General features: G+C 68.3%; 18 protein-coding genes and 2 pseudogenes. 12 read left to right on the plus strand and 8 right to left on the minus strand.

Annotated elements, in window-relative coordinates:
• Positions 1 to 206 precede the first annotated feature (206 nt).
• Positions 207 to 842, plus strand: coding sequence for a carbonic anhydrase (locus ACK8N7_RS33505; protein WP_403219924.1), 636 nt, complete (start codon positions 207 to 209; stop codon positions 840 to 842).
• 92 nt (positions 843 to 934) lie between these two features.
• Here the strand turns inward: ACK8N7_RS33505 and ACK8N7_RS33510 are convergent, their stop codons facing one another.
• A complete protein-coding gene (locus tag ACK8N7_RS33510) occupies positions 935 to 1,150 on the minus strand; it encodes a hypothetical protein (RefSeq protein ID WP_500444833.1) in 216 nt (71 codons plus the stop codon).
• A gap of 184 nt (positions 1,151 to 1,334) precedes the next feature.
• Between ACK8N7_RS33510 and ACK8N7_RS33515 the strand changes: the two genes are divergently transcribed.
• Positions 1,335 to 2,090, plus strand: a complete 756-nt coding sequence (locus ACK8N7_RS33515; protein ID WP_500444835.1) for a transposase family protein — start codon at positions 1,335 to 1,337, stop codon at positions 2,088 to 2,090.
• 222 nt (positions 2,091 to 2,312) lie between these two features.
• On the plus strand, positions 2,313 to 3,221 hold the full coding sequence (locus tag ACK8N7_RS33520; protein ID WP_403219639.1) for a DUF4394 domain-containing protein: 909 nt from the start codon (positions 2,313 to 2,315) through the stop codon (positions 3,219 to 3,221).
• 759 nt (positions 3,222 to 3,980) lie between these two features.
• On the opposite strand, the gene ACK8N7_RS33525 is transcribed toward ACK8N7_RS33520, so the two are convergent.
• The 4 genes from ACK8N7_RS33525 to ACK8N7_RS33540 all read right to left on the minus strand — a co-directional run bounded on the left by ACK8N7_RS33525 (position 3,981) and on the right by ACK8N7_RS33540 (position 5,891).
• Positions 3,981 to 4,130 (minus strand): hypothetical protein, encoded by a 150-nt coding sequence (locus ACK8N7_RS33525; protein WP_500444837.1) that lies wholly within the window; start codon positions 4,128 to 4,130, stop codon positions 3,981 to 3,983.
• Positions 4,131 to 4,419: 289 nt separating this feature from the next.
• Positions 4,420 to 5,040 carry a dihydrofolate reductase family protein gene (locus tag ACK8N7_RS33530; RefSeq protein ID WP_403219643.1) on the minus strand — a complete coding sequence of 207 codons (621 nt, stop codon included), beginning with the start codon at positions 5,038 to 5,040 and terminating at the stop codon, positions 4,420 to 4,422.
• Positions 5,040 to 5,546: an SRPBCC family protein gene (locus tag ACK8N7_RS33535; RefSeq protein WP_500444839.1), complete on the minus strand. Its 507-nt coding sequence runs from the start codon at positions 5,544 to 5,546 to the stop codon at positions 5,040 to 5,042. The genes ACK8N7_RS33530 and ACK8N7_RS33535 overlap by 1 nt, the downstream gene beginning before the upstream one ends.
• A 3-nt stretch (positions 5,547 to 5,549) precedes the next feature.
• On the minus strand, positions 5,550 to 5,891 hold the full coding sequence (locus ACK8N7_RS33540; protein WP_403219647.1) for an ArsR/SmtB family transcription factor: 342 nt from the start codon (positions 5,889 to 5,891) through the stop codon (positions 5,550 to 5,552).
• A gap of 473 nt (positions 5,892 to 6,364) precedes the next feature.
• Here ACK8N7_RS33540 and ACK8N7_RS33545 point away from each other — a divergent pair, with 473 nt between their 5' ends.
• Both ACK8N7_RS33545 and ACK8N7_RS33550 read left to right on the plus strand, forming a co-directional pair.
• On the plus strand, positions 6,365 to 6,892 hold the full coding sequence (locus ACK8N7_RS33545; RefSeq protein ID WP_500445898.1) for a fasciclin domain-containing protein: 528 nt from the start codon (positions 6,365 to 6,367) through the stop codon (positions 6,890 to 6,892).
• A gap of 296 nt (positions 6,893 to 7,188) precedes the next feature.
• Positions 7,189 to 8,781, plus strand: a complete 1,593-nt coding sequence (locus ACK8N7_RS33550) for a molybdopterin-dependent oxidoreductase (RefSeq protein WP_500444841.1) — start codon at positions 7,189 to 7,191, stop codon at positions 8,779 to 8,781.
• A 459-nt stretch (positions 8,782 to 9,240) separates the two neighbouring features.
• On the opposite strand, the pseudogene ACK8N7_RS33555 reads toward ACK8N7_RS33550, so the two are convergent.
• Positions 9,241 to 10,397 (minus strand): annotated as a pseudogene (locus tag ACK8N7_RS33555) (HAD-IC family P-type ATPase); the annotation flags it as partial.
• Positions 10,398 to 10,600: 203 nt separating this feature from the next.
• Between ACK8N7_RS33555 and ACK8N7_RS33560 the strand changes: the two are divergent.
• The 4 genes and pseudogenes from ACK8N7_RS33560 to ACK8N7_RS33575 form a co-directional block, all read left to right on the plus strand.
• Positions 10,601 to 10,894, plus strand: a pseudogene (locus tag ACK8N7_RS33560) (transcriptional regulator); the annotation flags it as partial.
• Positions 10,895 to 11,013: 119 nt separating this feature from the next.
• A complete protein-coding gene (locus ACK8N7_RS33565) occupies positions 11,014 to 11,421 on the plus strand; it encodes a DUF6153 family protein (protein WP_403219651.1) in 408 nt (135 codons plus the stop codon).
• A gap of 124 nt (positions 11,422 to 11,545) precedes the next feature.
• On the plus strand, positions 11,546 to 12,163 hold the full coding sequence (locus ACK8N7_RS33570; RefSeq protein ID WP_403219653.1) for a DUF305 domain-containing protein: 618 nt from the start codon (positions 11,546 to 11,548) through the stop codon (positions 12,161 to 12,163).
• A 147-nt stretch (positions 12,164 to 12,310) separates the two neighbouring features.
• Positions 12,311 to 12,835 (plus strand): DUF4396 domain-containing protein, encoded by a 525-nt coding sequence (locus ACK8N7_RS33575; protein WP_403219655.1) that lies wholly within the window; start codon positions 12,311 to 12,313, stop codon positions 12,833 to 12,835.
• 79 nt (positions 12,836 to 12,914) lie between these two features.
• Here the strand turns inward: ACK8N7_RS33575 and ACK8N7_RS33580 are convergent, their stop codons facing one another.
• Positions 12,915 to 13,592, minus strand: coding sequence for a phosphatase PAP2 family protein (locus tag ACK8N7_RS33580; protein WP_500444844.1), 678 nt, complete (start codon positions 13,590 to 13,592; stop codon positions 12,915 to 12,917).
• A gap of 142 nt (positions 13,593 to 13,734) precedes the next feature.
• Here ACK8N7_RS33580 and ACK8N7_RS33585 point away from each other — a divergent pair, with 142 nt between their 5' ends.
• The gene (locus ACK8N7_RS33585; RefSeq protein WP_500444846.1) at positions 13,735 to 14,994 is read left to right on the plus strand and encodes an APC family permease; all 1,260 of its coding nucleotides are present in this window, start codon (positions 13,735 to 13,737) and stop codon (positions 14,992 to 14,994) included.
• Positions 14,995 to 15,044: 50 nt separating this feature from the next.
• On the opposite strand, the gene ACK8N7_RS33590 is transcribed toward ACK8N7_RS33585, so the two are convergent.
• On the minus strand, positions 15,045 to 15,350 hold the full coding sequence (locus ACK8N7_RS33590; protein ID WP_403219661.1) for an Rv3488 family transcriptional regulator: 306 nt from the start codon (positions 15,348 to 15,350) through the stop codon (positions 15,045 to 15,047).
• Positions 15,351 to 15,760: 410 nt separating this feature from the next.
• Between ACK8N7_RS33590 and ACK8N7_RS33595 the strand changes: the two genes are divergently transcribed.
• Together ACK8N7_RS33595 and ACK8N7_RS33600 are read left to right on the plus strand one after the other, a co-directional pair.
• Positions 15,761 to 16,156 carry a VOC family protein gene (locus tag ACK8N7_RS33595; RefSeq protein WP_500444848.1) on the plus strand — a complete coding sequence of 132 codons (396 nt, stop codon included), beginning with the start codon at positions 15,761 to 15,763 and terminating at the stop codon, positions 16,154 to 16,156.
• A 190-nt stretch (positions 16,157 to 16,346) separates the two neighbouring features.
• Complete coding sequence (locus ACK8N7_RS33600; protein WP_500444850.1) at positions 16,347 to 16,988, plus strand: DUF7019 family protein; 642 nt, start codon at positions 16,347 to 16,349, stop codon at positions 16,986 to 16,988.
• The last annotated feature ends 231 nt before the right edge of the window (positions 16,989 to 17,219 follow it).

The raw sequence follows: 17,219 nt of genomic DNA on the forward strand, positions 1-17,219 counted from the left end.
CCGCTCGTTGTACGGGTGTGCAGGACGAACGGACAGCTGAAGACCTCTACGGGGCCTGGCAGGGGCGCCGCGCGCTGAGGCTACGCATGGAGACCGTCCTCGCCCGGCGTCTGGGGTGCTACCGGGGGCGGTTGCGTCGTCCGACCCGGCGCCGTCCGGTGGGACCAGCCGCTGCGACGGCTGGTGCCGCCTCGTAGGCTGCGGCCATGACCCAGACTCCGACGCCCCGCGACGCCTTCGACCTGCTCATGGCCGGTAACCAGCGCTTCGCCGCCGGTACCCCCGAGCATCCGAACCAGGACGCCACCCGCCGCACCGAGATCGCACCGTCCCAGCAGCCCTTCGCCGTGCTGTTCGGGTGTTCCGACTCCCGGCTGGCCGCCGAGATCATCTTCGACCGCGGCCTAGGAGACCTGTTCGTGGTCCGCACTGCTGGGCACGTCGCCGGTACCGAAGTCCTCGGGTCCATCGAGTTCGGCGTGAGCGTCCTCAACACGCCGCTGGTCGTCGTCCTCGGCCACGACTCGTGCGGCGCGGTCGCCGCGGCCTGCTCCGCCCTGGAACACGGGCAGACACCGGGCGGCTTCGTCCGGGACGTTGTCGAACGGGTGACCCCAAGTGTGCTGGCAGCCCGCGCCGCCGGACGCGAGAGTGCCGACGAGATCCTGGCCGAGCACATCGAGCACACCGTGGACCTGCTGCTGGAACGCTCCCGCGTCCTGGCCGATGCGGTGGCCGCCGGCCGCCTCGCCGTGGTGGGGCTGTCCTACCGCCTGGCCGACGGCAGCGCCCAGCTCATCGCCACCCACGGCCTCGACGCGGCGGTCCCCACCGCATCCTGACCGCCCCGGCCGTGGCCGCTCACCCCTACGCATGGTGGCCGTCCCAGATGGGACGGCACCGGTGCTCGTTATGAGCCCTGCTTCTCGTTGGGCTACGGCGTCGGTTCAACGGGCACGACCGCATCGTCGACAACGGCCTGCGGGACCTCAGCTAGCTGCTTCCCCCCGTCGATCCGGTCGACCACGGGGGCGATCGCGTCGAGCATCCGCTGGGAGAGTTCCGATGGCCGCGCTACAGATCCGCGGCCCGTGGAGCCGCGCCAGCCGAGAGCGTCCTGGTCGGCTTTGCCCCCCTTGCCTGGGTTCATATCTCCTTGAGAGAGTTGCTTGAACAGGTAGTCAAAGTCTCTTTGAACCTGCTGCGCACTGACTGAGCCCTTTTCAACCTGACCGTGGGGCTGTGGTGTTGGTAGGTGCGGGCTGTACGGAACGACGAAGCTCCTGGTAGACGGGTCCTCGACCAAGATCACCCGTGTCCGCCACGAGCTTCGCGTGCTTGCCTACCCGTCGTCGATCGATCTTTCCAGCAGTACCTTGCAGCACCTGGCCGAGCAGCTTGCAGTCCGGCGACGGGAGACCGGTACCCGGTGGCGACGCCTGCCCGCCGGCCGCCAGGCCCTGCTCGCCCTGGTCCACCTGCGGTGCGGCGACACCTACGCCCAGCTTGCCGCCGGCTTCGGAATCGGGATCGCGACCGTCTGCCGGTACATACACGAGGCCATGGAAGTCCTGGCCGCTCGCGCACCGACCCTGGCCCAGGCGATGGTGACGGCCCGGACGAAAGCGTTCGTGATCCTGGACGGCACTCTGCTGCCGATCGACCGGATCGCCGCCGACACCCCCTACTGCTCGGGAGAACACAAGCGGCACGGCATGAACGTCCAGGTCCTCACCGACCCATTCGGCCGACTGCTCCGGGCTTCCCCGGCTCTGCCCGGAGCCACTCACGACCTGACCGCGGCCCGAAGCCATGGCATCGTCGACGCGCTCGCGGCCGCGGGACTGAAGTGCTGGGCGGACAAGGCCTGCCAAGGCGCCGGCCGGCACATTCGAGTCCCCTTCCGGGGCCGCCGGCTCAAGCGCTGGAAGCGACGGCACAACAGCAGTCACGCCAAGATCCGCTGCGTCGGCGAGCAGGCCATGGCCGTGCTGAAAGGTTGGCGCCTCCTGCGGAAGCTCCGCTGCAGCACCAACCGGATCACCGACATCGTGAAGGCAGTCCTCGTCCTCCACCACGCCTCAACATGAGGTTGGAAAAGGCTCGCTTACGCAGCGGCCGACGAGATGTCGTGGGCCTGTGTGCGAGCTTCGTCGACGGCCCGGCAGGGCTCTCCCCGCCGGCATGAGGGTCGACCGTCCCCGTGCGGGTGTGGGCTGGATGGGCCAGTGCGACGCGCGGCCCAGGTGCGCACGTGTTCTCGTCACTCTTGACTCCCGATGGGCGGGAGTCGCACCTCGTAGGAGACATTGATGCGCAAAGCAGTTTTCGTCGCGGCCCTGATCGCGGCGGTGTCCTCCGTCGTACCCGTATCGGCAGGCGCGTGGGCGGCTGGTCCGACGCCCGCACAGGCGGTACAGGGCGGGCCCGGCCCGGGAGACACGTGGGAGCAGAAGGCAGCAGACAACGGGCTCGCGGTGATCGGACTGACCACCGGTCAGCGGCTGGTGGAGTTCCGTACCGGAGCGCCGTCCAAGCCCTGGCACCTGGGCAAGGTCAGCGGGCTCAAGAAGGACACCAAGCTGGTCGGCATCGACTTCCGGGTGCAGAACTCCAAGCTGTACGGCGTCGGTGACAAGGGTGGCATCTATACCCTGAACACCCGCAACGCGAAGGCGGCCAAGGTGTCGCAGCTGACCGTGGCGCTGGCCGGCAAGTTCTTCGGGGTCGACTTCAACCCGGCGGCGAACCGTCTGCGCGTGATCAGCGACACCGGCCAGAACCTGCGCCACAACATCGACGACCCTGCCGCCCCGCGCACCACCACCGTCGACACCCCGCTGACGAACCCGACGATGCCCCCGTCATCGGCCAAGGGCGTGACCGGAGCGGCGTACACGAACAACGACCTCAATGCGGACACCGCGACGGCCCTGTTCGACATCGACACGACGAACGACCGGGTATCGCTCCAGTCGCCCGCCAACTCCGGCACCCTCGCCCCCACCGGGAACCTCGGCGTCAACGCGGGACCGAACGCCGGATTCGACATCTACTTCTCCCACCGGGCCCGCACGAACCAGGGCTTCGCCGCACTGAGCGTCAACGGCGCTTACCGCTTCTACGAGGTCAACGTGCTGACCGGCCAGGCCGAGGGAGTCGGAGCGTTCCCCAAGAACCACCAGGTCACCGATGTCGCGCTGCCCCTGAACCAGAGCTGAGCGCAGAAGGGCGTGGTGGCGGCTCGTGAGGCCGGCACCACGCCCTGACGTCGGTGTTGCGTCGCTGCGCCGTTCACCAGGACAGGTTCCCTGTGGAGACAGGCGCGGGCAGATGCGCAGTGAATCAGGGCTTTGGTCCTTGCCTCTTCCGACTTCCGGCTCCTGCCGAGGGCATCGCGCGCGATTGGGACCTGCAAAGCGGGACACTGCGGTACCGATCTGGGATGAGCTTTCTGCTCACGGCATGCTCTGAGCAGCACGAAACGTAGCAACGGCCTACCGGCACAGCGATCTCCTGCTGCTGTGGTCCGCTGCCGAGTACGTGGCCTACATGCGTCAGGAAGTACGGGCGAGGTTGGCGCCGGAGTCTCGGGTCGCTTCCACTCCGCGCAGGCATCTTCGGTCAGACGAGAACTGAGCGGCCGGTCGGACTTCGTCCGGCACCGCGGCGAAGCTGCACTCGGCCGATTGCCATCAGTTCGCCGCACAGATGTGGAGGTACCCGCGAGGGGCGCGGCGGGGGTACCTCCACCGCGGCGTCTGAGGATCACCGGCGGAGCCCACCGTACACAGGCTCTACCCGTCATCGTGGCCAACGGGCCGTCGTACCGATGCTCGCCAGCGAAGTTCGCTCCGCTGAGTCCCGGATGAAAGTGCGGGCGTACGTAGCGATTCACCGGGAGCCGGCTGGGGGCAGCGTGCCGCCCTTGAGGACCACGCTGAGCACAGCCTGTGCGGCCACCACCTCACCTGTAGGGCTTACAGCTGCCGTGGCACCATGCACCGCTGCTTCGCACAGACGGCGAAGCCCGGCCTCGTGGCGCCTGTCTTGTTCCGTAACCAGCCCGCCTCGTCGCCGGACTGGGTGAAGTGGTCCACCACCTCGTCCAGACCCAGTTCCCGCCCCACACCAGCTCCTTCCGCCACCCTCGTGATCAGCATTCGGGCTGGACGGTAGAGGTGCCGGTGTCGCGCCTCGAAGAGAGCCACGAACGCTGCTTCGTCGCCGTTCTCGTTGCTGTGAGGTTCGTCGTAGCCGGGGATCACTGCGACAGCACTTCGGACACCGTGCCGGCGTACAGGGCCAGTTCCCCGCCCCAATAGGTGAGCCTGTATCGCCATCCGTCTTCGCCGCCAGGGCGGGCCGGGCCGTCCGCAGGCAGCTGACCCCGGCTGGAGCGCGCCGAGGTCGGGACAGTTACCGCTCCCGGACGGCGTAGGTCAAATGCGTCACCCTCGGGGAGGGCTCCGCCCGGACCTGCTCCAGGGCCACGCGGCTTGCGTCCACGCCCTCGAACAGGCGGATTCCGGAGCCGAACAGCACGGGTGACAGCGCGATGGAGAACTCGTCGACCAGGCCGGCGTTCACGTACTCCAGGACCGTCGCGCCGCCGCCCGCGATGCGGACGTCCCGGTCTCCGGCGGCCTCGCGGGCCTGGTCGAGCGCGGTCTCGATGCCGTCGTTGACGAAGTGGAACGTGGTCCCGCCCGGCCGCTCCCAAGGGTCACGCTTCTCGTGCGTCACGACGAAGACCGGCGTGTGGAACGGCGCCTCCTCTGGCCACATCTGCTCGCCGGCGTCGAACATGCGCTTGCCCATCACGCTCGCGCCGGTGCGCTCGAACGTCTCCCGCACGATGTCGTTGTCGCGCCCCTCCTTACCGCCCTCGCCCAGCTTCAGGTTCTCCCGGAAGAACCGCAGCGGGAAGACCCACCGCTGGAGCTCCATCCACTGCTGCCCCATCAATTCCTCGGAGGACTCGGGCGCGATGAACCCGTCCAGCGACATCGACACGCTGAAGAACACCTTCCCGGCCATCAGCCCTCAACTCCCTTCCGAAGGATCTCGGTGACGTACGTAGCCAGGTTGCTCAGGGTCTCCCGTCCGGCCTCGATCGCGTGGTACTTCTCGACTGCCTCGTCGCGCTGCTCCTTGGTGGGGAACACCGTGTGCATCTCGATCCGGGTCGCCGCACCGTCGGGTGCGAACGTCAGGACCGACTCGAAGGCGTCGGGGTCGTCGCGGGTCTCACCGTGGAGCATTGCGATCCGCTCCGGCGGGGCGATCTCGGTCCAGGTGATCCACTCCTGGTAGTCCGTCCCGTCCGGTCCGTGCATCACGAAGTCCCACTCCCCGCCGACGCGGAACTCGAACGCCCGCGTGGTGGTGGTGAATCCCTCCGGTCCCCACCAGTGCGACAGGTGCCGCACCTCGGTGAATGCCTCGAACACCAGCTCCCGTGGGGCGTCGATGATCCGGGAGATGACGGTCTCGCGGTCGGCTGTCGCCGACTGCGCCGGCGTTCCTTGTTCTGTCGCGCTCATCAGCTACTCCGCTTTCCTTGTCTGCTTCAGGTCCTGCACGTAGGCGTCCAGTCGGTCGAAGCTCCCGTTCCAGAACTGCTCGAAACCGCCGGTCCACTCGTGGACGGGCCGCAGCCCGCCGGCGTCAAGGCCGTACAGGCGCTGCTTGCCTGCCTTGCGGTCCCGCACCAGCCCGACCTCCCGGAGCACCCGCAGGTGTTTGGACGCCCCCGGCTGGGTCATCCCCAACTCCTGGGCCAACTCGGTCACCGACCGCTCGCCCGCCCGCAGCAGCACCAGGATCTCTCGGCGCTGCGGCTCGGCGATCGCGTTGAAGACATCCGACGTCGTCGCTGCTCGTGCCATGGGGCGATCGTATGCCGATATCGGCATACGTCAAGCGGCGGAGCTGGGCGGGTCATGTCGGATGACGATCGTGACCCTTGTCAGCGGCTGCGGAAACCGAGCGATGACAGATCCCTGTGATCGGCGCGACCGGCCTGGTCCAGGCGGTAACCGTCACGCTTCGTGTTCGTAGAAATGAGTAGTTCTGAGAGAGCACGGCCCCTCGTCGCCCAGCGAACTGGACCGGCAACCGAGGAGGCGGTTCGAGGTGCCGTCTGCTTCTCTGGTGGAGATGGCGTGGTGGTAGTGAGATTGCCCGGGCAGGGCCCGGTAAACGGCCGGACGGTTCGCACCGAGGCTCCTTCCACCAGCCGATCCGGCAGACAGCAGAGCCGCGGGCCTGAAACTGACGGCCCGCCCTCCCCGCAGGAGGGGACCTCCGTGAAGACCCCCGCATCTCCCGTGCCGTGATAGCCGGTACTGCCGCAGTGGTACTGCCCGTTTCCCTGGGTGTCATGGCGCCCCAGGCGTCTGCCCAGACAGCGAAGCAAGATCCGTACGGTCCTGCCTGTGCGTCTGTCCCCAAGGAGGGCAAGGGCAGTCTCGCCGGGATGGCGAAGGATCCGGTCGCAACCGCCGCGTCCAACAATCCGGAACTGTCGACTCTGGTCACGGCGGTGAAGAAGGCCGGTCTCGTCGACACCCTGAACAACGCGGAGAACATCACCGTCTTCGCGCCGAGCAACGACGCGTTCGCCAGGATCCCGAAGGCGGACCTCGACAAGCTCCTCGCGGACAAGGCGGAACTGACCAAGGTTCTCACCTACCACGTGGTGGGCGAGAAGATCACCCAGCAGCAGCTGGAGAAGGGGTCGTTCAAGACCCTGGTGGGCGGCACCCCGACCACCGCCGGCTCCGGCGAATCGTTCAGGGTCAACGACTCGGCGAAGATCGTCTGCGGGAACGTTCCCACCGCCAACGCGACCGTCAACATCATCGACACCGTCCTCACCCCGAAGTAGACCCCCCGGGGAACGCCGACGCCTGGCGGGCCCGCATCCGCGTGGATGCGGGCCCGCCCGACGTCGGAGCGCATGCCGACGCCACCGCACGCTGCGCCCTCAGCGGGGACTGGGGGCGCGGTGACCAGTCCTCCCGCGAACGGGATACACGTGGGCCGCTTCCGCTCTGAGGGGAGCGACTGTGGCTTCTGCCTCCGACCGCATCGGTGCCTCCATGTCGTGCATTCGGGTGGCATCCCATCGGGCCAGCCCGGCAGGGAGGGCGAAACAGGCACAGTTGGTCTGGACTCTGGGGGGTGACGACATCTGCGAAACTCTGGGTCCGTCTGCCACTGGGGGCGCTGAGCGGCCTGCTCGCCGGGTTCGCGGCCCTCGCGGTCGCCGAGCTGGTCTCCGCCGCGGTCCGCCCGCAGGCCGGGCCCCTCACGGCTGTGGGCGGGGCGGCCATCGACCGAACGCCGACACCGGTCAAGGACTGGGCGATCCGCCACTTCGGCGAGGACGACAAACTGGTCCTGCAGCTCGGCATCCTCGCCACGCTGGCCGCGTTGGCCATCGTGCTGGGAGTGGTGGCACTCCGCTTCCGGCGGGCCGGCGCCGCAGGGGTTCTGATCTTCGGGGTGATCGGCGCGACTGCCGCGCTGACCCGGCCGGACTCGTCGGGCTTCACCGACGCGCTCCCCTCCGTGGTAGGCGCTGTGGTGGCGGCGGCGCTGCTCTACTACCTCATCGGGCGGCTCACCCAACCTCCGCGTGCCGGCAGGGCCACGGCGGACGCGGAACCGGGTCGTGAACCGGCCTGGGACCGGCGTGGGTTCGTCATCGGCGCGTCGGTGGCGGCGGTCGCCTCCCTCGGTGTGGGAGCACTCGGACGCTATCTCACCGGAAACGCGTCCCAGGCGGCGGTCGAGTCACGGAACGCCGTACGGCTGCCCGCCCCCACTTCACCGGCGCCTCCGCTGCCGCCCGGCACCCAGCTGAAGGTTCCGGGCATCAGCCGCTTCACCACGTCGAACAAGGCGTTCTACCGCGTCGACACGGCGCTGGTGGTGCCGAAGGTGGACGCTGACACCTGGCGGCTGCGCATCCACGGCAGGGGCGTCGCCCGCCCGGTCACCCTCACCTTCGAGGACCTGCTGCGGCGTGAACTGATCGAGCGGGACATCACGTTGACCTGCGTGTCCAACGAGGTCGGCGGTCCGTACGTCGGCAATGCACGGTGGCTGGGCGTACGGCTGGCCGACGTCCTGACCGAAGCTGGCGTCAGACCTCCGTCGAAGGGCGGTCCCGCGGATCAGCTCGTGGCGCGCTCCGTGGACGGTATGACGCTGGGCTCCCCGGTGGAAGCCGCCATGGACGGGCGTGACGCGATGCTGGCGGTGGGGATGAACGGGCAGCCGCTGCCCTTCACGCACGGCTTCCCCGTCCGCATACTCATTCCGGGGCTGTACGGGTACGTCTCCGCCTGCAAGTGGATCGAGGACATCGAGCTCACGACGTTCGACGACTACGACCCGTACTGGGTCAAGCGCTCATGGGCACGTCGGGCACCGATCAAGACGCAGTCCCGGATCGATGTTCCCAAGCCGCTGTCCCGGTCCGAGGCCGGAACGGTGATGGTCGCCGGCGTTGCATGGGCCCAGCACCGCGGTATCGACCGTGTGCAGGTCCGGGTGGACGACGGCCCCTGGCGGGACGCCGACCTCGCGACGGAGGCGAACATCGACACCTGGCGCCAGTGGTCCTTCCCGTGGGAGGCGACGCCCGGCAGTCACACACTGACCGTCCGCGCCACCGAACGCGGCGGCCAGGTACAGACGGAGAAACGCACGGGCACGGTCCCCGACGGCGCCAGCGGCTGGCCGTCCGTCGTCGTCACCATCGACTGACCGGCGCGTGCACCTGGGGTCGACCATGCAGCCGATCTGGCGTGCCGTCCCCAGGCTTCCAGCGTGCCGCAGACCTGCTGCCGACCGGGCCCAGGACGCCGCCGGCGTACATGTTGTTGCCGCCGCACCGGCCCATGCCAACATGCCAGCAACGGATGAGAAGGCGTGAAGGCAGGTCCGCGCAGCGCGAGCCCGTTCGCCTTCGGCAAGAGGATGCGCCCCGAACTCTCCGGTTGGTCCCGTGTCATCGGCGAAGAGAAGCTCCGCCAGGCCCACTGACCAGCGAAAATCACGATGAAACCCACCCAGTGGGGGTGAGCTGGTGGCATCGTGCCTTCTGCTGTGCAACGGAGCTGGTGTGACGTTCGGGGCGGGTGCTGCCAGTGGCCTAGCTGGGGATCATCAGCATGTGGTCGTCCGGCACGGGCATCGTGAACATGCCCCGATAGTCATGCGCGGTCACTGGCTGGGGGCGGTGGCTCGGTTCCAGGCGGCGTCGCGCAGCAGAAGTAGGCCGTTGAGACCGACGATGACGGTCGATCCTTCGTGGCCGAGTACGCCGAGCGGTAGTGGCAGGTGGCCGACGAGATCCCAGATGACCAGGCCGGAGATGAACACACGCGCGATGACCAGGTTCTGCACCACCAGCTTGCGGGCCGCGCGGGACAGGGCGATCACGGTGGTGACGGTGGCGAGTTCGTCGCGGACGATGACGGCGTCGGCGGTTTCCAGGGCGAGGTCGGATCCGGCACGGCCCATGGCGATGCCGGTGTGGGCCGCGGCCAGGGCGGGGGCGTCGTTCACGCCGTCGCCGATCACCAGCACTCTGTGCCCGGAGTGCTCGAGTTCGCGTACGGCGGCCACCTTGTCCTGGGGAAGGAGTCCGGCGCGGACGTCGGCGATGCCGGCCTCGGTGGCCAGGAGGTCGGTGACGCGGGGGGTGCCCTCGGTCAGGGTGCCGGTCTTGTCCAGGGCGACGGCGTCGATCTGGCCGAAGCGTTCCATGACGACGGCGGACTTCACCAGGACGCCGTGGCGTCCGGCGTCGGCGATGGCGGACAGCAGCGGCGGCATCGTGGCCAGTACCACCGCGCACGGGGAGGCGACGATCATGAAGGTCATCGCGCGCAGCAGTGACCTGGTCAGATCGGCACCGAACCCCAGGGAATCAGGAAGACCGCGAGGGTGGGCGAAGACCATGCCGAGGCTGTAGCGCCGCTCGACCTTCTCGATGAACAGCTGGGTGGGGCTTTGGTCTGGGAGGCTTCCTCGACCATGGTCACGATCCGCGCGGTCACCGAGTCCGAGGCGTCGCGCTCCACCTTCACCCGTAGAGCTCCGGTGCCGTTCAAGGTGCCGGCGAACACCTCGTCGCCGGTCTCCTTGGCCGCGGGGAGCGGTTCGCCGGTGATGGTGGATTGATCGATCTCGCTCGCCCCGGTGAGGATCGGGCCGTCGGCGCCGAAGCGCTCGCCGGGGCGGATGAGGATGATCTCCCCGACAGTCAGCTCGGCCGTGGCGACCATCTCTTCGCTGCCGTCCTCCGCGAGGCGGGTGGGGGTGGTCGGGGCGAAGTCGAGCAGGCCGCGCACCGCGTCCCGGGTGCGGGCGCTGGCACGCCCACCGCGTCTCAACCAGGGCGAACACCGGGGTGCGGCGCTTGGGCAAGGTCCGCTCGGCTGCGGCCGGTGCCGCCCGCTCGGAGCCCGGAAGCAGGACAGAAGACATGACGGTGGGACCCTTCACGGCAGGAAGCGGAATCACCCTCACCATACAAGAATATATGAACAGATCTTCAGATATAGTCCGTAAGGGGGGCATGGGTCACGGAGCCGACGACAAGAACCTCGCCATCCCGCGGGAACGCCTGGACGCCGCGGGGGCCACCGACGTGGCCTCCATTCTTCAGGCGCTGGCCACGCCCTCGCGGCTGTACATCCTCGCCCGCCTCCAGAAAGGCCCCTGCGCGGTCGGCGAGCGCCAGGGCCGTTCCATCGTCTACGCCCTGTACGGCCACCACGTCGCCGAGCTCCTCGAACAAGCCCTGTTCCATGTCGAACACCTGCGACTCGGCCTGCGCGACACTCCCGCCGAAAGGATCGAGACGCTGGTCCGGTGGGCTGGACGCCCTTCCCGCTGCTGTGCGGTGATCCCTTCGGCCTCCTGCACGCAGCCCCACGGCGGGCGCTCAGCGCGACACCCTCGAAGGCCCTGGACCGTACGATGGATTCCATGAGCTCCGCCGTGCAGCTGTCGAGCCGTGGCCCCGCCCGGCGCGGTTTCGTGCTGCTGGTGCTCGCAGTGCTGGCGGGCGTCCTGGCCATGCACGCTCTCGCCCCAGCCGTCGTGTCCGAGAACGGCCGGGCTGCTCCTGTCGAGCACAGCACGACGGCCGGCCAGGTGGAGGCGGTGCACGCTGCTGTGGACTGCTCGCACGTCGCCGGCGGGTCGGGCCACCTGCATCACGCGAATGCGACGTGCGCCGCCGCTAATGTCGGTGCCCCATACGCCCCGCCCGCCCTTACTGCGGCCCTCGACCCGATGCCGGACCCGTCAGCGGCGCCCCGCCCGGCCCCGGGAACATCCGAGAACGGCCGCGCGCCGCCCGACCTGGCTGAACTGCAACTCCTGCGGATATAGGCCCGCCCGCACGGCACCCCCACGCCCCTGCTTCGCCGGGGGAGCGGTGCCGCGCCCAGGTACGTCCTCGTATCCGTATCCGCGTACGCCCTCGCCGGGCTGCGCATCAAGGAGTCACGCCCTCATGTACAAGCACTGTTCGCTCATCCGTCGTACCGCCGCCGTCATGACCGCCGGAGCCGCCTTGCTCGTCCTCGCCGCTTGCGGATCGAGTGACGACAGCTCCGCCGGCCACTCCACGAAGTCGCCGACCGCTTCGGCATCCGCCGCGCAGGGGCAGCACAACACGGCCGACGTCGCCTTCGCCAAGGGGATGATCCCCCACCACCGCCAGGCCGTGGAGATGGCCGACCTCGCCCCGTCCCGGGCGGAGTCCGCCGAGGTGAAGAAGCTGGCCGGCGAGATCAAGAAGGCCCAGGACCCGGAAATCAAGACGATGTCCGGCTGGCTGACCTCCTGGGGCGAGCAAGTCCCCGCCGAGGACGCCATGGACCACTCGGACCACGGCATGGACGGCATGATGACGGCCGACGAGATGGACCAGCTGGAGAAGGCGTCGGGCAAGGCGTTCGACACCGCGTTCCTGGAAATGATGATCAAGCATCACGAAGGGGCGGTCGAGATGGCCAAGACCGAAAACGCCGAGGGCGCCTTCCCCGAAGCCAAGACGATGGCCGATGCCATCATCACCTCGCAGACCGCGGAGATCACGACGATGAACGGCCTCCTCGGCAAGAACTGACCCACCGGACGTGAACAGGAGGTGGGGCGGCCGACGACGCGCGCCCCACCTCCGCTCAGTTCCTGGCAGGAAGGCTCCGCTCTATACCCCTAGGGGGTATAAGCTCAGAGGTGCGGGGTCAGCGATGGACCGCAGCAGACGGAAGGGATGAGGGTCATGGACCACACCGCACACGACACCACCTCCAACGCTCACGACGAGGCCGCGCACCGGACGGGCACCGGGCACGCGCATGGAGGTGCGTCCTGGGGCATGGCTGCGAAGGCGACGCTGCATTGCCTGACCGGCTGTGCGATCGGTGAGATCCTCGGCATGGTCATCGGCACCGCCCTGCTGTGGGGCAACGTCCAGACGATGGTGCTGGCGATCACTCTGGCGTTCGTCTTCGGCTACTCCTTCACCCTGTTCGCGGTCCGCCGGGCCGGCCTGGACTTCAAGAGCGCCGTCAAGGTGGCCCTCGCCGCCGACACCGTATCGATCGCGGTGATGGAACTCGTCGACAACGGCATCATCGCCCTGACCCCCGGCGCGATGGACGCCCATCTGTCCGACGCCCTGTTCTGGACCGCGCTCTTGGGCGGCTTCGCCGTCGCCTTCGTGATCACGACTCCGGTCAACAAGTGGATGATCGGCCGAGGCAAGGGCCACGCCGTCGTCCACGCCTACCACTGACCGCTTGCGTCGCGAGCGCCCGGATGCTCCGCCACGGGGCCTCCGGGCGCCATGCCGTGTGTGGCCGACTGGATGCGGATCATGGTCTGGTCACGCGTAGTCCAGTGGTGCCTTCGGAGGCGCGATGCGCTCTTGGGGCGAACGCGGCGGTGCACGCGGCGACGGCGGTAGCTCCGAACAGCCAGCCGGCGAGAACATCGGTGGGCCAGTGCACCCCGAGGAACGCGCGAGTGAAGCCGACACCGATGACGGAGACAAGCGCGGCGGCCCAGGCGGCCGTCCGCCACCCGCGGTGGGCGGGGCTGGTGGCGTGGAGCAGGACGAGGAGCAAGCCGCAGGTGATGGTCGCTGCCATGACGTGCCCGGAGGGGAAGGCGAAGTTGTGCGCGGAGTCCACCGGGTCGGGGTGGGACGGCCGGTCGCGGGCGACCGCGGCGCGGATCGCATACTGCATGGCCAGGCCGACCACGGAGGTCAGCGCTGCCCACACCGCAAGACGCCTTGCCCTCCTGATGTACAGGGTCACCACCGTGGCGAGGGCGAGCAGACGCGTGGTGATCGGGTCCCACACCCAATCGGTGAGAATGCGATTGAGGCGCGTGAAGCCGGACTGCTCGACGGCGACCCGATGCAGCCGATGGGACAGTGCCCGGTCCGCGTCCTGGAGAGGCGCCCAGCCCGTCTCCACGAGGGCAAGCAGGACCACGCCGCATGCTCCCAGTGCGCCCGCTGCCCAGTGCCATGCCCTGGTGTTCACGCCGGGCCTCCTTTCCGTACCGCCATCGCGATCGTTCCCGTTCACTTCCCCGCAATGTGCCGGCGAACCGGCTCCCCGTATCGTCTCGCGATATCGGAGTGCGAAACCTGACGTGGCGAGCCGCGGGTGAAGGAGAACAGTGATGGGCGCAGAGACGCACAGAGCGGCCGAGGGTGAGCTGACGAGGCGGCTGGGTGTGTCGGACGCGGTACTGATCGGACTCGGTTCGATGATCGGTGCCGGCATCTTCGCAGCTCTTGCTCCGGCGGCAGATGCTGCCGGATCCGGGCTGCTGGCCGCGCTCGGCATCGCCGCTGCGGTCGCCTACTGCAACGCCACCTCCTCCGCCCGGCTGGCCGCCCGCTACCCGGCTTCCGGCGGTACCTATGTCTACGGCCGTGAGCGCCTCGGCGACTTCTGGGGCTACCTGGCCGGCTGGGGTTTCGTGGTCGGCAAGACCGCCTCCTGCGCCGCGATGGCCCTGACCGTCGGCTCATACGTCTGGCCGGGCCAGGCCCATGCCGTGGCCGTCGCCGCGGTGGTGGCACTGACCGCGGTGAACTACACCGGTATGCAGAAGACCGCCTGGCTCACCCGCGCCATCGTCTCCGTCGTCCTGGCCGTACTCGCGGCCGTCGTGGTCGCTTCTCTGACCGGGGACGGCACCGACGCCTCGCGGCTGGAATGGGGCGCGGACGCCACCTGGAACGGTGTGCTGCAAGCCGCCGGGCTGCTCTTCTTCGCTTTTGCCGGATTCGCGCGCATCGCCACCCTCGGCGAAGAAGTCCGCGACCCGGCACGCACCATCCCGCGCGCCATCCCGCTCGCACTGGGCATCGCCCTGGTCGTCTATGCGGCTGTCGCGATCGCCGTTCTGGCCGTCCTCGGTCCCGGGCGACTCGCCGGCGCGACCGCCCCGTTGGCAGACGCGGTGCGCGCGGCCGGAGTTGCCTGGCTGGCTCCTGCGGTCCGCGTCGGCGCGGTCGTCGCCGCACTCGGCTCACTGCTCGCACTGATCCTCGGTGTCTCCCGCACCCTCCTGGCCATGGCCCGCGACCGCCACCTGCCGCACGCACTGGCCGTCGTTCACCCACGGTTCAAGGTGCCGCACCGCGCCGAAGTGGCCGTCGGCGTCATCGTGGCACTGCTCGTCGCGACGGTGGACCTGCGCGGAGCGATCGGCTTCTCGTCCTTCGGCGTGCTCGCCTACTACGCCATCGCCAACGCCTCAGCATGGACGCTCACCTCCGACGAGGGGCGCCCGCCCAAGGCCATTCCCGTTCTCGGGCTCGCCGGATGTCTGCTGCTCGCCTTCACCTTGCCCGCCGCCTCGGTCGCATGGGGTACTGGGGTCATGGCCTTGGGCGCTGCCGCCTATGGTCTGCGCCGCCTCATCACATAGCCAACCGCATAGCGTCGCCCCGCCCGCCCGCGCGGGAGGCTCGCGTCCGATCAGCCGAAATCGCCGCCCAGGACTTCACGGGCCAGCTCTGCCAGAGCTTTTCGGTCCTCGGCCAGGGCCTGCTTCCCGGCGTCCGTGGCGCGGTAGACCCGCCGGACCCTGCCGTCAACGACCCGCTGCTCGGAAACCAACAGCCCGTCAGCCTCCAGCCTGTGCAGCGTCGGATACAAGGTCCCCGGACTGATCCGGTAGCCGTGCCGCGACAACTCTTCCGTCATCCACGCACCGTGGATTTCCTCCGCCGCAGCGTGATGCAGAATGTGCAGCCGCACCGCGCCCCGCTGGAACTCCCGCACCCCGCTGCCTCCGCACCGACCCGCCAGTGATGAAACCGATATCGGTAACCGATTCTATGTCCCTGCGCACGCGAGACGCCGGGTGGACGTGGAGACCGAGCACCCGCTCATCGAGCGGCCCATCCTGACATGACCTGGCTGGCCTCTCCTGGAGCACGAGCACGGGACGGGTACGGCGTCCATCGTCGATCGTGCCGCAGTACGTGGCGCTCCTTCCAAGCAACCGCGCAAAGGGTATTCGCCACAGGCCAACCGGTGGATTCGTCCCCACGTGGACGAATCCACCGGTTGGCCTACGTTCCTGCTCGCGGGAAGGGCCCCGGCACCGAGGATTGGCCGGATCGGTCGGCGAGTAGAGACTTCGGGGAGACGGTTGGAGGTGCAGCATGAGGTCATGACGATTCAGCCCCGTGCTTTCGGTGCGTCTCACCGTCACCGATATCGTGCGCTCTCGCGCCTTCTATGACGCGGTCCTCGGGCTGGCGGTGGCCTTCGACCTCCCTCCCGATGCCGACGAGGAGACCCGCGAACGGCTCACTTTCCTCTTCGGTGGGGTGATCTACCAGCTCGGGGACTCCCTCTTCGGTCTGCGTCCGGTCGCCTCGGACCGCTTCGACGAGGACCGTTTCGGCCTCGACCACGTCAGCTTCGCCGTGGACAGCCGGGCGGACCCGGAGAGGGCGCTGCGCCACCTCGACCAGCTCGGGGTGCCGCACGAGGGGATCAAGGACATCGGAGCGGGATTCATCCTGGAGTTCCGCGACCCGGACGACATCGCGCTGGAGCTTTTCGCGCCAGGCCGTTGACCCCTGGCCGAAGCTGTGTCACGCGACAGTTGATGCGTCCGTGGCGGGCACGCGATGCGTCGGACACGCCGTAGTGGTCGTTGTCGTTCGGTGTTCATCGGGTGTCTGTGGTTGGGCCGGGCCTGTCTGGTTTCGACGGAGGTAACGATCGAGGCTGAGATCACTTGTCAAGGCGATGAGATGAGGGTTCATGCCGAGAAGTGTCGGGCGCGCCGCGAATGGATCGACACCGCCTCGCTACGTCTATGTGTCGCCGAGTGGGCCAGGGACTCTGGTGACCCATGCGCCGACGTTGCATCGCAGAGTCCTGGAAGCGCGAATCAAGATGGCGGCGGCCGGTGCCGCCGGGCTGACCGGCTCCGTCCGCTCCCGGACAAGCTTTGCCAGGGCTGCGGTTCTCACCGGCTATCTGGAGAGGCGGCGGCAATGGGTAGGAACGTTGGCCCGGCCCAGGCTGTACGTCCGAGGCGCCGCTCAACTCCGGCATGGCGTCCTGAGGGACTACGTCGCCGAGCTGGCCGTCTTCGCTGGTGTCGTGGGCGGGCTGAAGCTGGCCCTGATCGGATCTCCTGATGGACTCCTCGATGAAGTCTGGGAAGCGAAGACGGACCATGGCCTCGACTACTACCTCCTCGAGTACATGAGGCACGACGCGCACACCGCGCGGGTAAGTTCCAAGCAGTGGGTCGGACCGTGGTACGAGGCTGCGGTTGACGACATGCTGAAACCCGGCGTTCTCCCGTCGAATGGTGTCCGCATGGAATTCCTTGCCAAGCCACTGTTTCAGAGCAACGGGGTGCTTGTCGCCACACCGGTTTTCGTCAGTGCCTGACGTTAGCGGATCTCGGAAGTGGAGCAACGCAGGGGCATCGGGCTCGTGCCATCGTGATTCCTGAGGGCCCACGTCAGCACATCTCGATTGTATACATTTCTATCGACACAGCCTGGGTTGAGCGTTCGTCGGCAGCCACTGATCCGGGTTCTGGACCCACTGCGCATTGGCAATTTTTGACAATGATGGCAAACCTCCTCAATCCCAGGATCAGAGCACTGGCCAACGGTT

The organism is Streptomyces griseobrunneus (assembly GCF_046713465.1).
GTDB lineage: Bacteria > Actinomycetota > Actinomycetes > Streptomycetales > Streptomycetaceae > Streptomyces > Streptomyces microflavus.

Excerpts from the sequence above, each read along its gene's own strand:
- ACK8N7_RS33505 (WP_403219924.1), top strand. The coding sequence starts at position 207 with ATGACCCAGACTCCGACGCCCCGCGACGCCTTCGACCTGCTCATGGCC.
- ACK8N7_RS33510 (WP_500444833.1), bottom strand. The coding sequence starts at position 1,150 with ATGAACCCAGGCAAGGGGGGCAAAGCCGACCAGGACGCTCTCGGCTGG.
- ACK8N7_RS33520 (WP_403219639.1), top strand. The coding sequence starts at position 2,313 with ATGCGCAAAGCAGTTTTCGTCGCGGCCCTGATCGCGGCGGTGTCCTCC.
- ACK8N7_RS33530 (WP_403219643.1), bottom strand. The coding sequence starts at position 5,040 with ATGGCCGGGAAGGTGTTCTTCAGCGTGTCGATGTCGCTGGACGGGTTC.
- ACK8N7_RS33535 (WP_500444839.1), bottom strand. The coding sequence starts at position 5,546 with ATGAGCGCGACAGAACAAGGAACGCCGGCGCAGTCGGCGACAGCCGAC.
- ACK8N7_RS33540 (WP_403219647.1), bottom strand. The coding sequence starts at position 5,891 with ATGGCACGAGCAGCGACGACGTCGGATGTCTTCAACGCGATCGCCGAG.
- ACK8N7_RS33565 (WP_403219651.1), top strand. The coding sequence starts at position 11,014 with ATGAGCTCCGCCGTGCAGCTGTCGAGCCGTGGCCCCGCCCGGCGCGGT.
- ACK8N7_RS33570 (WP_403219653.1), top strand. The coding sequence starts at position 11,546 with ATGTACAAGCACTGTTCGCTCATCCGTCGTACCGCCGCCGTCATGACC.
- ACK8N7_RS33575 (WP_403219655.1), top strand. The coding sequence starts at position 12,311 with ATGAGGGTCATGGACCACACCGCACACGACACCACCTCCAACGCTCAC.
- ACK8N7_RS33585 (WP_500444846.1), top strand. The coding sequence starts at position 13,735 with ATGGGCGCAGAGACGCACAGAGCGGCCGAGGGTGAGCTGACGAGGCGG.
- ACK8N7_RS33600 (WP_500444850.1), top strand. The coding sequence starts at position 16,347 with ATGCCGAGAAGTGTCGGGCGCGCCGCGAATGGATCGACACCGCCTCGC.